Here is a 14,229-nt window from a genome sequence, read left to right as displayed (position 1 = left end):
GATCGAAGCGATGCCGATGCTGACGCGAACGCGGCCTGGCCCTCGTTCTTGCCCCCCGTTTCCGCTGCGCCGTGTGCGCGTTCGCGGCCCGGGGTCGGAACGACCGGCACCGGCCCCTACCTGCCGGAGGCGACATGGAAAACGCTATCGTCGCGATCATCCTGATGCTCGCGGTCCTCGTGTTCGCGGTGCTGTTCTTCGCGGAACGGCGCAGCCGCGACCGCACGCGCGACCGGCTGCTGCACCGCTCGTCGCAGCGCTCGGCACGCTCGCATACGCATCACCATTCGTAAGCGGAAAGCGCGCCGCGCACGTCGAGCCCCTTCAAGCGTACAGCCCCGGAATGGCGGCACATGTTTCTCGAGGACAGCAACGGGCGCAGAAGGGCGCTCGCGGTCCGGCTGCTTGCGCGTCGAGCGTCGTTGCGTTCAATGGCAATCGCCGACGTGCTTGCCGCGCCACGTCCACGCGAGCGTGTATGCGCCGGCCTGTGCATGCTGCCCGTGCAATTGCCCGTTGAGGTCGTAGCGCGTCGGCGTCACATCGCCCGTCACGGTCGCGTTGCCGCGGCCCTGTTCGTTCGCGCAGCGCGTGCGTCCGGTCCGGCGTGCGTTATTGCTGCACGAGTTCGACGCGGCGGTTCTGCGCGCGGCCGGCGTCGTCGCCGTTGGACGCAACCGGCGACAGCGACCCGACACCCTTCGCGACGAGCCGCGCCGGCGCGATCTTGTAGGTCGTCGCCAGTGCCTGTGCGACGGCCTCCGCGCGCTTTTGCGACAGGTCGGCGTTGTGCGCGAACTGCCCTTGATTGTCGGTATGGCCGACGATGTACACCTTCAGCGCCTGGTTCGCCGTCAGCAGCTTCGCCATCTCGTCGAGCTGCGGCTTCGACTCGGGCTTCACCTGCGCCTTGTCGGTGTCGAAGTAGATGCCGTACAGCGCGATCTTGCCCGTCGCGGCGAGGCCCTTCTGCAGCGCACCGGAATCGAGCACCTTGACTTGCCCGGTCTGCATCGGCTTCACTTCGACGACTTCCTCGTAGACGAGCGTGCGCTTGTTCGATGCCGAACTGTCCATGATGTGCAGGAACACATACGCATCGCCGGACGCTCGCGGCAGCTTCGCGAGGATCGTGCGGTGCTTGTCGCCGAAGTTCGCGTCGCCGCCGCCCGCCTGCCGCAGCCGGCCGGAATTGATCACGACGCTCTGGAAGTCGCTGCCGCCGCTCTTTCCGCACTGCTCCGCCGTGCAGCGGAACAGAATCTGGAAGCCGCCCTTCTGCAGCGCGTCGAGATAGTTGCGCTCGACTTCCAGCGTCGACCGGCCGCCGTCGATCGCGTACGAGATCCGCGTGATCTTGCCTTCGAGATTCAGGCCCTTGGCGGTCCTCTCGTCGTCGATCGGCTGGTTCGGCAGGAACGCCTCGTCGAACGGCGTCTGCGAATATGCGGTGATGGTCGCGCCGGCGAAACGCGTGAGCAACGGATGATCTTTCGCACCCGGCTTGTCGCCGCCGGCGCTCGCCAGCGACGAAAGCGACAGCAGCGCGGCGGCGAACAGTGCGTTGCGGCCACGGCGCGCGACATGGAATACGGACGATGCTGCGTTCTTCATTGAGCCCCTCGGAAAGGATTTGTCGTTCTGTTGATGGCGTCGAAGCGCGCGCATCTTATCAAATCTTTCCGGGAAAACGGGCAATAGTTTGCGAATACTGAACAATATGACGCACCACGTCATGTTGAATCGTTTCCAAGCGTGCGCGGGCGTCTCCCGCGTGCATCGCTACCCGACGTTCATCGGCAACAACACCATCTGCCGCCCCTCGACGTGCAGCCGCGCCTGCAGTTCGACCGGCGTCTGGTTGTGGAGCCACGCGGTCAGGAAATTCACGCGCCTGAAAATCAGCTTGCTCGCGAAGCACACCGCGTTCGGATAGGCATCGAGCGTCGACGACGCGAGGTTCATGAATTCGACGACCGGGTTCGTGCCGAACGCGATCCGGTAGTCGGCCGCGATGCCGTTGCGGCGGCAGTGCGCGACGTAATAGTCGAGCGCCTCGGTGATTGTGTGCCGCAGGCGTTCGAGATGCTCGTGCCCGTCGTATGCCTTCGCATCGACCTCGCCCACCGCGAGAAAGATCACGTTGCGAAAGTGCCCGGGAAACAGCCGGTTCACCCATAGCAGCGCATGCATGCTCGCGCCGCGATGCTTGCCGACCAGCAGCACAGCCGTCGGCTGCGACGGGTCGGGCTTGCCCGGCGCCGTCGCCTCGTCGACTGCCGGCGGCGGCCCCGAGAACAGCGCGTCTTCCTTCGCGAGCTGCGCGCGCGTGTACGCGTAGTGGCGGTTGATCATGACGCACAGCGCGATCACCGCGCTCGTCACGAGCACCGTCAGCCAGCCGCCGGCCGTGAACTTCTCGATCAGCGTGATGACGAGCACCGTCGACGTCACGCTGAACCCAAGCGCCGACAGGAAGAAGTGCTTGAACCAGCCGCGCTCGCTGCGATGGCGCCACCAGTACGTGCACAGCCCCAACAGCGACATGCTGAACGTGAGGAACACGTTGATGCTGTACAGCACGACGAGCACGTCGACGCTGCCGTGCGTCCACAGCAGGATCAGCAGGCCCGACAGGCCGACGACGATGATGCCGTTCTGCCGCACGAGGCGCGTCGACAGGTCGCGGAAATGGCGCGGCACCCACGAGTCCGACGCCATGTTCGACAGCACCGCCGGCCCGTCGAGAAAACCCGTCTGCGCGCCGACCAGCAGCAGCCCAGCCTCGAACGCGAGCACCGCCGCGAGCAGCGCGTGGCGCGCGAACGCGGAGCCGAGCCCGAGATGATCGATCACGCTTCCGAACACGACCGCGTTGAGCGTCTCGCCTTCGATGGGCCGTGCGTGCCACAGCATGTACAGCAGGATGATGCCGCCGGCCGTGAACGCGAGCGACGTCGACATGTACCACATCGTCGCCTTGCCGTTCGGCACGCGCGGATCGGCGAGCATGTTCACGTTGTTCGACACGGCCTCGAGGCCCGTATAGGTGCCGCCGCCGAGCGAGAACGCGCGCATCAGCAATGCGAGCATCACGAACACGCCGAGCGATTGCGACATCCCGTGCGCCTCGTGCACCGCGTCGGGCACGATCGTCGCCAGCGCGCTGCCGTGCACCGCGACGCCGTATACGATCAGCCCGAAATGCAGCACGACGAAGCCGATGAAGATCGGCAGCAGCACCATGATCGATTCGCGCATCCCGCGGAAGTTGAGCCCCGTCATCAGCAGGATCAGCACGATCTCGGTCGTGAGCTTGAACGCCTGCGCACTGACCGGCAGCAGGCTGAAGAACGCGTCGACACCGCTCGCGAGCGACGTCGCGACGGTCAGCACGTAGTCGACCAGCAGCGCCGCGCCCGACACGAGCCCCGGCTTCGACCCGAGCAGCGAGGTCGCGACGCGATAGCCACCGCCGCCGGTCGGGAACAGCTCGATCACCTGGTTGTAGCCGAGCGCGATGATGAACACGGTCGCCGCGGTGGCGCAGGCGAGGAACAGCGCAAGCGGCGTGTGGTGCGCGAGCGCGAGGAACGCTTCCTCCGGGCCGTAGCACGACGACGACAGGCCGTCCGCGCCGAGTCCGACCCAAGCCAGCAACGGCGTCACCGCGATCGCATGGCGCGTGCGCGGATCGAGCGGGTCCAGCGGCTTTCCGACGAGCAGCTGCCACATCTTCTGGAATGCGGTCACGGTCCCCTCCCGGGACGCCGGGCGCGGCGGCGTCATCCTCTAAAGCTAGCCGACGCCCGGCCGCTGCACCAGTCCGCACAATCCATGAGACGTGGTCGGCGGCACGGCGCCGCTTTCAACGCGTAAGCGGCCGGCACGCTGCGCGTCGGCCGAAGCGGCGTGCCCGTACCGCCCGCCGGCCGATCGCGCGGATCGCGCGGATCGCGCACGGCATCGTCATCGCGGCCGCCCTCACCGCCTTCGCTGCCTTCGCCGCCTTCGCTGCCTTCACCACCTTCACCGCCCCTGACGACCACCGGCCCGATCCCGCCCACCTCTCATCACGGTTCTCCCGCCGGGCGATCACATCGACCACATCGTTCGCATCGCCCGCATGACCCGCACGGTTCGCGCCCGACGCGATACGCGCCCGCGCCCCCGTCATGCGTTGTTCCCCGCAATTCGACATTTGTGCGCGCGCAACAATGGCGGTGCCTCGCGGCCGGCGCCGTGCGGGGGCAGGTTTCCACGTCGCCGGCCGCGTCGGTCTCTGAAAAACCACATCTCTCGAGGACATACCATGCAACTCCAATCCCATCCGGCGTGCCGTCCGTTTTACGAAGCAGGCGAACTCACGCAGCTGACCGCGTTCTACGAAGAAGGCCGCAACGTCATGTGGATGATGCTGCGATCGGAGCCGCGGCCGTGCTTCAACCAGCAACTCGTCACCGACATCATCCATCTCGCGCGCGTCGCACGCGACTCGGGCCTGCCGTTCGACTTCTGGGTGACGGGCTCGCTCGTCCCCGAGCTGTTCAACGTCGGCGGCGACCTGAGCTTCTTCGTCGACGCGATCCGCAGCGGCCGCCGCGACCAGCTGATGGCCTACGCGCGCTCGTGCATCGACGGCGTATACGAGATCTACACGGGCTTCGGCACCGGGGCGATCTCGATCGCGATGGTCGAGGGCAGCGCGCTGGGCGGCGGCTTCGAGGCCGCCCTCGCGCACCACTACATGCTCGCGCAGAAGGGCGTGAAGCTCGGCTTCCCCGAGATCGCGTTCAACCTGTTCCCGGGCATGGGCGGCTATTCGCTGGTCGCGCGCAAGGCGGACCGCGGGCTCGCGGAAGCGCTGATCTCGTCCGGCGAGGCGCATGCGGCCGAGTGGTACGAGGATCGCGGGCTGGTCGACCAGACGTTCGACGCGGGCGATGCGTATCTCGCGACACGCACCTTCATCGACGTGATGAAGCCTAAGCTGAACGGCGTGCGCGCGATGCTGCGCGCCCGCGAACGCGTGTTCCATCTCACGCGTTCCGAGCTGATGGACATCACCGAGGAATGGGTGCACGCGGCGTTCACGATCGAGCCGAAGGATCTCGCGTACATGGAACGCCTGGTGATGCTGCAGAACCGGCGCGTATCGAAGCTGCGCACGGTGTGACGTGAGCGGCGCGCCGCCGCGCAAGCGGCGGCGCCCGTCATGCGGGGAGGCTCAGGCGATCAGCCTGAGCTTTCTGGTTTCCGCGAGCCAGGCCTCGAAGGCCTGGGCCGGCATCGGCCGCGCGAAGTAGAAACCCTGCGCGTGGTCGACGTTGATCTGCTTCAGGAATTCGGCTTCCGCGTGCGTCTCGACGCCCTCGGCGACCACCGAGAAACTCAGCGCCCGCGCGAGCGACACGACCGAGCGCACCAGCGCCTGCGAGCGCGGGTTGCGGTCGATGCCCGTGATGAAGCTGCGATCGAGCTTGATCGAATCGAGCGGCAGCCGCGACAGTTGCGACAGCGACGAATAGCCGGTGCCGAAATCGTCGAGGTGAACCTCCGCGCCGAGCTGGCGGAACTGCTTCATCAGCTCGTGCGCCGCTTCTTCGTCCTCGATGAAGCTGCTTTCGGTGAGCTCGATGTCGACGAGGCTCGGCTTCAACCCGGCGCTGTCGAGGATCGACGCGAACTGATCGACGATGTTCATGTCCTGCAACTGCCGCGCGGACACGTTCACCGCGATCCGCACGTCGAGTCCCTTCGCCTTCCACGCGGCGGCCTGCGCGGCCGCGGTGCGCATCACCCAGCGCCCGAGCGGCGCGATCAGCCCCGATTCCTCGGCGAAGCGGATGAACTCGATCGGCGCGACGAGCCCGCGATCCGGCGACTGCCAGCGGATCAGCGCCTCGACGGCGTGCACGTCGCCGGTCGCGATGTCGACGACCGGCTGGTAGTGCAGCACGAACTGCTCTTCCTCGAGCGCCTTGCGCAGGTTCGTGTCGAGCCACATGTACTTCGCGACCTTCTGGTTCATCTCCAGCGAGAACACGCGGTACGTATGCTTGCCCTCTTCCTTCGCGACGTACATCGCGGTGTCGGCGCTGCGGATCAGCGTTTCGAGCGAATCGCCGTGCTGCGGATACATCGCGATGCCGATCGAGCAGCTCGTGTAGACCTCGACCAGCCCGAGGTGGATCGGCGTACGCAGCCGCTCGAGGATGATCTGCGCGGTCGCCTCGAGCAGCGGCCGCGTGCCGTGCTCGAACAGCACCAGGAATTCGTCGCCGCCGAGCCGCGCGAGCGTCGCGCCGGACGGCAGGCAGCCGCCGATGACCGCGGACACGTCCTGCAGCAGGCGGTCGCCGGTGATGTGCCCGTAGTGGTCGTTGACGCGCTTGAAGTTGTCGAGATCGAGGAACAGGATGCCGACCTGGCCGCGCACATCGGTGCGGTCCGCGGCCAGCGCGACGCGGATGCGCTCGCTGATTGCATGACGGTTCGGCAAGCCGGTCAGCACGTCGGAATTCGCGAGTTCGCTGAGCCGCTGCTGCGCGTTGCGCTCCTCGGTGACGTCGACGCCCGAGCAGATCAGGAATTGCTCGTCGGCGCCGCTGCCGCTCTGCACGAACTTGTTGCGGAACTGGAACAGGCGCGGGCCGTTGACCGTGTTGATGTAGCGCTCGACCTCGAACGCCCGGTTGCTCGCGAAAAAGCCGGTGATGTTGCTGCGCGACTGCGCACCCTGGTCGGGGCTCATGAACAGCTCGAACGCGCTGCGGCCGATCACGTCGACCTCGCGCTTGCCGGTCACTTCCTCGCACAGGCGGTTGAAGCGCTGCACCATGCCGTTGCGGTCGAGGATCACGACGAGCGAATTCACTTCGGACACGACCTGCTCGGCGAACGCGAGCCCGTGCGCGAGGTCGCCCGCGACGGACGCGGTATCGGAATAGGCGGAGGCGGTGCCGGCCCAATTGGCGGTGTCGACCTTCCTGCCGACCAGATGGAGGCTGACCGGATCGCCGAACAGCGCGAGTTCGAGCACGAGATGCGACGTGACGCCGGTGAGTGCGCGGATCCGCGCGGCCTGCTCGCCGGTCAGCGCCACCGCGACATTGGTCAGGCCGCGAACGGCGGCCAGCTCGAGTGCATTGCTGTCGCTGCCGAGCCGCCAGCACGGGCTATGCGTACCGAGATGCGCTTCGAGCACGGCGCGATCGTTTTCGTCATCCATGGACACGCCCCGATCCAGAAAAAACGCACAGTGTAGACGGAGGCGAGCCGGCCGCCCCCGATCCCCGGGCGCGCAGCGCGCGTACCCGGCGGGGCAGTCGTGATGACCGTGCCAGTGGCCCTCGTTCCGTACTTGTTTCCAACCAATGCGACCCGGCGTTCGCGCATCTCGCGCGCAGGTTTTCCAAACGAATGATGGAACCCATCTTATCAAATGACGAAGAAGATTGGCACTCACATTTGGAACGGGGTGTCAAGGAATCGGAACTCGGTTGGCATGACGGATTTTTCGTGATCGGCGGGAGGCGCGAAGCCGGTCGCGAACGCGTCGAACCCGGCCGGTGGAATCGCCGGAGCGCCCCGCCGGACGGCGGTTTGCGGGAAATCGAGGCATCCCGGCAGCGATGTGTCGGCACGGCGCTGCGGCGGGGTCGGATCGCATTGCGCCGCGCGCGGAATCGGGGATTCTCGTTGCCCGTTCGTGCGTGAATGCGCGCCCTTATTCCCATCGCTGTTGCAACATCGCGTCGATCGGTGCGAGCGAATAGATCGCCGGGCCACGCAGCCGATGCAGCAGCATGAATGGAACCGGTGCGATTGCCGCCCGGAACGCGCGAAAAGCGGTGCGGCGGGCGCCCCGCCGCACCGCTTTCCGCGTACGTCACACCCCGTCGCTCAGCCCGCCGCGCCGTACCCGCCGCCGCCCGGCGTTTCGACGACGAACACGTCGCCCGGCGCCATCTGCGCGCGGCCGATATGCTCGAGCGTCTCGACCGTGCCGTCCGCCCGCTCGATCGTGTTGCGGCCGAGCGCGCCGGCCCCGCCGCCCGCCGCGCCGAACGGCGCGTGGATCCGGTTGTTCGACAGGATCGACGCGGTCATCGGCTCGAGGAAGCGGATCCGCCGCACCGCGCCGTCGCCGCCGCGCCAGCGCCCGGCGCCGCCGGAGCCCGCGCGCAGCCGATGCGAGTCGAGCCGCACCGGATAGCGCCATTCGAGCACCTCCGGGTCGGTCAGCCGCGAGTTCGTCATGTGCGTCTGCACCGCGCCGACGCCCGCGAAGCCGTCGCCCGCGCCGCTGCCGCCGGCGATGGTCTCGTAGTACTGGTAGCGGTCATTGCCGAACGTGAAGTTGTTCATCGTCCCCTGGCTCGATGCGACGCAGCCGAGCGCGCCGTACAGCGCGTTGGTGATCGCCGACGACGTTTCGACGTTGCCCGATACCACGGCCGCCGGATACTCGGGGTTCAGCATCGAGCGCGCCGGCACGATCACCGTCAGCGGCTTCAGGCAGCCGGCGTTCAGCGGGATGTCGTCGCCGACCAGCGTGCGGAACACGTAGAGCACCGCGGCCATGCAGACGGCCTTCGGCGCGTTGAAGTTGTTGTCGAGCTGCGCGGACGTGCCGGTGAAGTCGATCTCCGCGCGGCGCGCCGCGCGGTCGACGCGGATCGCGACGCGAATCTCGGCGCCGTTGTCGAGCGGATAACGATACGCGCCGTCCTGCAGCGCGCCGATCACGCGCCGCACCGCTTCTTCCGCGTTGTCCTGCACGTGCCCCATGAACGCGAGCACGACGTCGCGGCCGAACTGCCCGACCATCCGCCGCAGCTCGTCGACGCCCTTCTGGTTCGCCGCGATCTGCGCGCGCAGGTCCGCCATGTTCTGCTCGACGTTGCGCGCCGGATAGCGGCCCGATGCGAGCAGCGCGCGCGTGTCGGCATCGCGCAGCACGCCCGCCGACACGAGCTGCCAGTTGTCGATCAGCACGCCCTCTTCGTCAATGTGCGTCGAATCGGGCGGCATCGAGCCCGGCGTCGTGCCGCCGATGTCCGCATGGTGGCCGCGCGAGCCGACGTAGAACAGCGGCGTGTCCGAGCCGTCCGCGAACACCGGCGTGATGACGGTGACGTCCGGCAGGTGCGTGCCGCCGTGATACGGGTCGTTCAGCATGAACACGTCGCCGTCGCGCATGCGGCCGCGGTTGCGCTCGATCACCGTGCGGATGCTTTCGCCCATCGAGCCGAGATGCACCGGCATGTGCGGCGCGTTCGCGATCAGGTTGCCGTCGCCGTCGAAGATCGCGCACGAGAAGTCGAGCCGCTCCTTGATGTTCACCGAATACGCGGTGTTCTGTAGCCGCAGCCCCATCTGCTCGGCGATCGACATGAACAGGTTGTTGAAGATCTCGAGCCGCACCGGATCGGCATCGGTGCCGAGCGAGCGGCGCGTCGGCAGCGGCGTCGTGCGGGTCAGCACGAGGTTGCCTTGCGCGGTCATCTGCGCGCGCCAGCCGGGTTCGACGACGGTCGTGCCGTTCTTCTCCGCGACGATCGCCGGGCCGTCGATCGTGTCGCCGGCCAGCAGCGCGTCGCGCACGTACAGCGCCGCGTCGTGCCATTGACCGCCGGAATGGAAACGCACGGCGCTGTGCGCGCGCGGCGCCGCGCCCGCGTCGCGCGGCACGAGCGGCGCGATCTCGACCGGCGCATCCGAGCGGCCGATCGCCTCGACCGATGCCAGCTCGGCGACCAGCGGCGTGCCGGGCATCAGGAACGCATAGCGCTGCCGGTACGCGGCCTCGAACGCCTGCTGCATCGCGGCGACGCTGCCGGCCGGCACGTCGAGCGCGGAATCGGTGCCCTGGTAGCGCAGGTGCACGCGCCGCTCGGTCGCGATGCGCTCCGGCGGCACGCCCTGTTCGAGCAGCGCGCCGACCGCGTCGTCGGCCAGCCGGTCGAGCGCCGCGTTCAGCGCCGGCAACGATTCATCGGACAACACGGCTTCCACCGCGCGCTCGCGCATCGCGGTCTGGTCGGCGAGCCCCATCCCGTAAGCGGACAGCACGCCCGCGAGCGGATGCGCGAACACCTGCGTCATCCCGAGCGCGTCGGCCACGCCACAGGCGTGCTGGCCGCCCGCGCCGCCGAACGTCGTCAGCACGTAGCGCGACACGTCGTGGCCGCGCTGCACCGAGATCTTCTTGATCGCGTTCGCCATGCTGCCGATCGCGATTTCCAGGAACCCTTCGGCCAGCGCCTCGGGCGTGTCGCGCCGCCCGGTCGCCGCGTGAATCTCGTCGGCGAGCGCCGCGAATTTCGCGGCCACGCCGTCGCGGTCGAGCGGCTGGTCCGCATGCGGGCCGAACACGCGCGGGAAGTGATCGGGCTGGATCTTGCCGAGCATCACGTTGCAGTCGGTCACCGTCAGCGGGCCGCCGCGCCGGTAGGCGGCCGGCCCCGGGTTCGCGCCGGCCGATTCGGGCCCGACGCGCAGCCGCGCGCCGTCGAAGCCGAGCACCGAACCGCCGCCGGCCGCGACCGTGTGGATGCTCATCATCGGCGCGCGCATCCGCACGCCGGCCACCTGCGTCTCGAACACGCGCTCGAATTCGCCGTTGTAGTGCGACACGTCGGTCGACGTGCCGCCCATGTCGAAGCCGATCACGCGCTCGAAGCCGGCCGCGCGCGCGGCGCGCACCATCCCGACGATGCCGCCGGCCGGGCCGGACAGGATCGCGTCCTTGCCCTGGAACGCGTCGGCGCGTGTCAGGCCGCCGCTGCTCTGCATGAACTGCAGGTTCACGCCGGGCATCTCGTGGGCGACCTGCTCGACGTAGCGGCGCAGGATCGGCGACAGGTAGGCGTCGACCACGGTCGTATCGCCGCGCGACACCATCTTCATCAGCGGCGACACCTCGTGCGACACCGACACCTGCGTGAAGCCGATCCGGCGCGCGAGATCCGCCAGCGCGCGCTCGTGTGCGGTGTAGCGATAGCCGTGGATCAGCACGATGGCCAGCGCCTGCACGCCCGATTCGAACACGCGGCGCAACGCCGCTTCCGCGCGTTGCGCGTCGAGCGGCACGACGACGTCGCCGTGCGCGCCGATCCGCTCGTCGACCTCGACGACGGTCTCGTACAGCGCATCGGGCAGCACGATGTCGAGATCGAACAGGCGCGGCCGGTTCTGGTACGCGATGCGCAGCACGTCGCGAAAGCCGCGCGTCGTCGCGAGCGCGGTGCGTTCGCCCTTGCGTTCGAGCAGCGCGTTGGTCGCGACCGTCGTGCCCATCTTCACCATGTCGACGCGCTCGGGCGTGATCGGCTCGCCGTCGGCGAGGCCGAGCAGGTGGCGGATGCCGGCGACGGCCGCATCGCGATACTGCTCGGGATTCTCCGACAGCAGCTTGTGCGTGACGAGCGAGCCGTCGGGCCGGCGCGCGACGATGTCGGTGAAGGTGCCGCCGCGGTCGATCCAGAATTGCCAGCGCGCGGCGTCGGAGGAAACGGGGAAAGTGTGTCGGTCAGTCATGGCGATGAACTCGATGCGTCGTTGAACGAAGGACGAGCGCCGCCGCACGGCGCGCGTCGCGCGCCGCGTGAGGGCTTCGATGAAAAGGGAGCGGTAGAAAGGCGGCGGGCGGGCGCCCGCCCATGCGGCGTTATGCGGCGTCGAGTTCGCGGCCGCGCGTCTCGGGCAGCGTCAGCGCGGCGACGATCAACACGCCGTAGGCGGCGACCGCGAAGATCCCGATGCTCGCGCCGAGCCCGTAGTGCTTCGACAGCGCGCCGATCAGGAACGGGAACAGGGCGCCGATCGCGCGGCCCACGTTGTAGCAGAAGCCCTGGCCCGAGCCGCGCACCCGCGTCGGGAACAGCTCGGTGAGGAACGCCCCCATCCCGGAGAAGATGCCCGATGCGAAGAAGCCGAGCGGGAAGCCGAGCCACAGCATCGACGCGTTCGTGAGGTGCAGCACCGGCGACGTGTAGGCGAACGCGATCACCATCGAGCCGAGCGCGAACAGGATGAAGTTCGGCTTGCGGCCGAGCCGGTCGGTCAGGTACGCGCTCGTCAGGTAGCCGACCCACGAGCCGAAGATGATCATCGCAAGATAGCCGCCGGTGCCCATCACGGTCAGGTGCCGCTCGGTCTTCAGGAACGTCGGCAGCCAGGTCGTGATCGCGTAGTAGCCGCCCTGCGCGCCGGTGGTCAGCAGCGCCGCGCGCAGCGTCGTCGACAGCAGCTTCGGCGCGAAGATTTCGGTGAGGCACGGCGCGTCGGCTACCTTCGCCTGCGTGGCCTTCTCCTTCTCGTAGACGTCCGGCTCCTTCACGTAGCGGCGGATCACGACCACCAGCAGCGCCGGCGCGAGGCCAACGAGGAACAGCGCGCGCCAGGCCTGTTCGGCCGGCAACACCGAGAACAGCAGCGCATACAGCAGCGCCGACAGCCCCCAGCCGATCGCCCAGCCCGACTGCACGAGGCCGACCGCCTTGCCGCGATCGCGGGCGCGAATCACTTCGCCGATCAGCACCGCGCCGGCCGTCCATTCGCCGCCGAAGCCGAAGCCCATCAGCGCGCGCGCCGCGAGCAGCTGGTGATAGTTCTGCGCGAGCCCGCACAGCGCGGTGAACACGGCGAACCACAGCACCGTCAGCTGCAGCGTGCGCACGCGGCCGATCCGGTCGGACAGGATGCCCGCGATCCAGCCGCCGAGCGCCGACGCGAGCAGCGTCATCGTGCCGATGAAGCCGGCGTCCGCGAGCGAGATGCCCCAGGTCGCGACGAGCGTCGGGATCACGAACGACAGCATCTGCGTATCCATCCCGTCGAGCATGTAGCCGACCTTGCAGCTCCAGAACGCGCGGCGTTCGCGCGGCTGCGCGTCCGCATACCATCCGAACAGGCCGTTGCGTGCGGGGCCCGCGGGGTCGGCGGCGGGCGCCGCGAGGGTCTTGCTTTCCATGGTGAAGCTCCTGTCGAAATATGCGGTCGAGACCTTGCGTGTGGTGCGGGTGGTGCGTGTCGTGTTTGTCGTGCGCTTCTTGCGTCGTGTGTTGCTTGCGTCGTGTGTTCGCGTGGTGTGTCGGCGTCGTGCGTTGCTTGCGTCGTGTGTTGCTTGGGCGCGTCGCGCTGCGGCTGCACACCACCCTCCGGGCGGGCGGATCGTCTGTGGTCGCGGCATGCCGCCGCGTCGGGGCCGGACCGGCGCCCGTGCGGGCCGCCGGCGTCGGTCGGGTCAGAACACGGCCAGCGACGCGTTCGTGATGTCGGTCATCAGCATGTAGCCGGGCGTATGCGCGATCGCGAGCGGCAGCTTCGCGTCCATCAGCGCGGTTTGCGGCGTCACGCCGCACGCCCAGAACACCGGCAGCTCGCCGTCGCGCACCGTCACCGCGTCGCCGAAATCGGGCGCGCCGAGATCGGCGATGCCCAGTTCCTGCGGATGGCCGATATGGACCGGCGCGCCGTGCACGCCCGGGAACCGGCTCGTGATCTGCACCGCGCGGATCGCATCGGCGCCGCGCAGCGGCCGCATCGACACGACCAGCTGGCCGCCGAAGATTCCCGCGCGCCGGTTCGGAATCGTCGTACGGTACATCGGCACGTTGCGCCCCTCCTCGATGTGGCGCAGCCCGATCCCTTCGCGCGCCAGCATGTCCTCGAACGAGAACGAGCAGCCGATCGCGAACACGACGAAATCGTCGCGCCACAGCGCTTCGAGCGATTCGACCCGCTCGGTCAGGCGCCCGTCGCGGTAGACGTTGTAGCTCGGCACGTCGGTGCGGATGTCGAGATCCTCGCCGAGCACGTCGAGCCGGAACGCGCCGGGTTCGCCTACGCCCAGCAGCGGGCACGCCTTCGGGTTCGCCTGGCAGAAGCGCAGGAAATCGTGCGCGTACGCGTTCGGCAGGATCGCGAGATTCGCTTGCGCGAACGGGCCGCACTGGCCGGCCGTCGGGCTGCGGAACGTGCCGTTGCGCACGGACTGGCGGAATTCGGTAGGCGTCATGATGGTCGCGGGCAGATCGATAGGTCGTCGGAATGACGGTTGCGTCAGCGGATACGGCGAAGAATAGAAAAGAAAAAATTTTGTCGCCAACGAGATTTTTTGCGCCGCGTGTATAGAATTTCTTTACACGAAGCCGGGTTTTCCCCAGTCCCGTTCATTTTTTCAGCGGGGCAAGCTGCGCGCCCAACGCCTTGCCGACCGCC

The 14,229-nt window shown here is 68.1% G+C and carries 9 protein-coding genes; 2 read left to right on the top strand and 7 right to left on the bottom strand.

All coding sequences use genetic code 11. The annotated features are described in order from the left end of the window. Positions 1-134 precede the first annotated feature (134 nt). Positions 135-293, top strand: coding sequence for a hypothetical protein (locus U4Z64_RS33810; protein ID WP_185500344.1), 159 nt, complete (start codon positions 135-137; stop codon positions 291-293). A 135-nt stretch (positions 294-428) separates the two neighbouring features. Here the strand turns inward: U4Z64_RS33810 and U4Z64_RS33805 are convergent, their stop codons facing one another. The 3 genes from U4Z64_RS33805 to U4Z64_RS33795 all read right to left on the bottom strand — a co-directional run bounded on the left by U4Z64_RS33805 (position 429) and on the right by U4Z64_RS33795 (position 3,753). Next, the gene (locus U4Z64_RS33805; RefSeq protein ID WP_321796664.1) at positions 429-554 is read right to left on the bottom strand and encodes a hypothetical protein; all 126 of its coding nucleotides are present in this window, start codon (positions 552-554) and stop codon (positions 429-431) included. Between the two features lie 58 nt (positions 555-612). Further along, positions 613-1,614 carry an OmpA family protein gene (locus U4Z64_RS33800; RefSeq protein ID WP_321796449.1) on the bottom strand — a complete coding sequence of 334 codons (1,002 nt, stop codon included), beginning with the start codon at positions 1,612-1,614 and terminating at the stop codon, positions 613-615. 168 nt (positions 1,615-1,782) lie between these two features. Continuing rightward, positions 1,783-3,753 carry an APC family permease gene (locus tag U4Z64_RS33795; protein WP_321822285.1) on the bottom strand — a complete coding sequence of 657 codons (1,971 nt, stop codon included), beginning with the start codon at positions 3,751-3,753 and terminating at the stop codon, positions 1,783-1,785. Positions 3,754-4,312: 559 nt separating this feature from the next. On the opposite strand from U4Z64_RS33795, the gene U4Z64_RS33790 reads away from it, so the two are divergent. Continuing rightward, the gene (locus U4Z64_RS33790; RefSeq protein WP_321822284.1) at positions 4,313-5,176 is read left to right on the top strand and encodes a crotonase/enoyl-CoA hydratase family protein; all 864 of its coding nucleotides are present in this window, start codon (positions 4,313-4,315) and stop codon (positions 5,174-5,176) included. A 51-nt stretch (positions 5,177-5,227) separates the two neighbouring features. Here the strand turns inward: U4Z64_RS33790 and pdeR are convergent, their stop codons facing one another. The 4 genes from pdeR to U4Z64_RS33770 form a co-directional block, all read right to left on the bottom strand. Next, on the bottom strand, positions 5,228-7,231 hold the full coding sequence (gene pdeR, locus U4Z64_RS33785; protein WP_044847286.1) for a cyclic di-GMP phosphodiesterase: 2,004 nt from the start codon (positions 7,229-7,231) through the stop codon (positions 5,228-5,230). A gap of 674 nt (positions 7,232-7,905) precedes the next feature. After that, positions 7,906-11,544: a hydantoinase B/oxoprolinase family protein gene (locus tag U4Z64_RS33780; protein WP_321822283.1), complete on the bottom strand. Its 3,639-nt coding sequence runs from the start codon at positions 11,542-11,544 to the stop codon at positions 7,906-7,908. A 130-nt stretch (positions 11,545-11,674) separates the two neighbouring features. After that, positions 11,675-12,979, bottom strand: coding sequence for an MFS transporter (locus U4Z64_RS33775; RefSeq protein WP_321822282.1), 1,305 nt, complete (start codon positions 12,977-12,979; stop codon positions 11,675-11,677). A gap of 273 nt (positions 12,980-13,252) precedes the next feature. Further along, on the bottom strand, positions 13,253-14,026 hold the full coding sequence (locus U4Z64_RS33770; protein ID WP_124487714.1) for a putative hydro-lyase: 774 nt from the start codon (positions 14,024-14,026) through the stop codon (positions 13,253-13,255). Positions 14,027-14,229: the final 203 nt, after the last annotated feature.

Source organism: Burkholderia sp. BCC1996 (assembly GCF_905339955.1).
GTDB lineage: Bacteria > Pseudomonadota > Gammaproteobacteria > Burkholderiales > Burkholderiaceae > Burkholderia.
The sequence above is the reverse complement of the archived record's forward strand: the minus strand, read 5'-3'. Positions and strand labels throughout refer to the sequence as shown.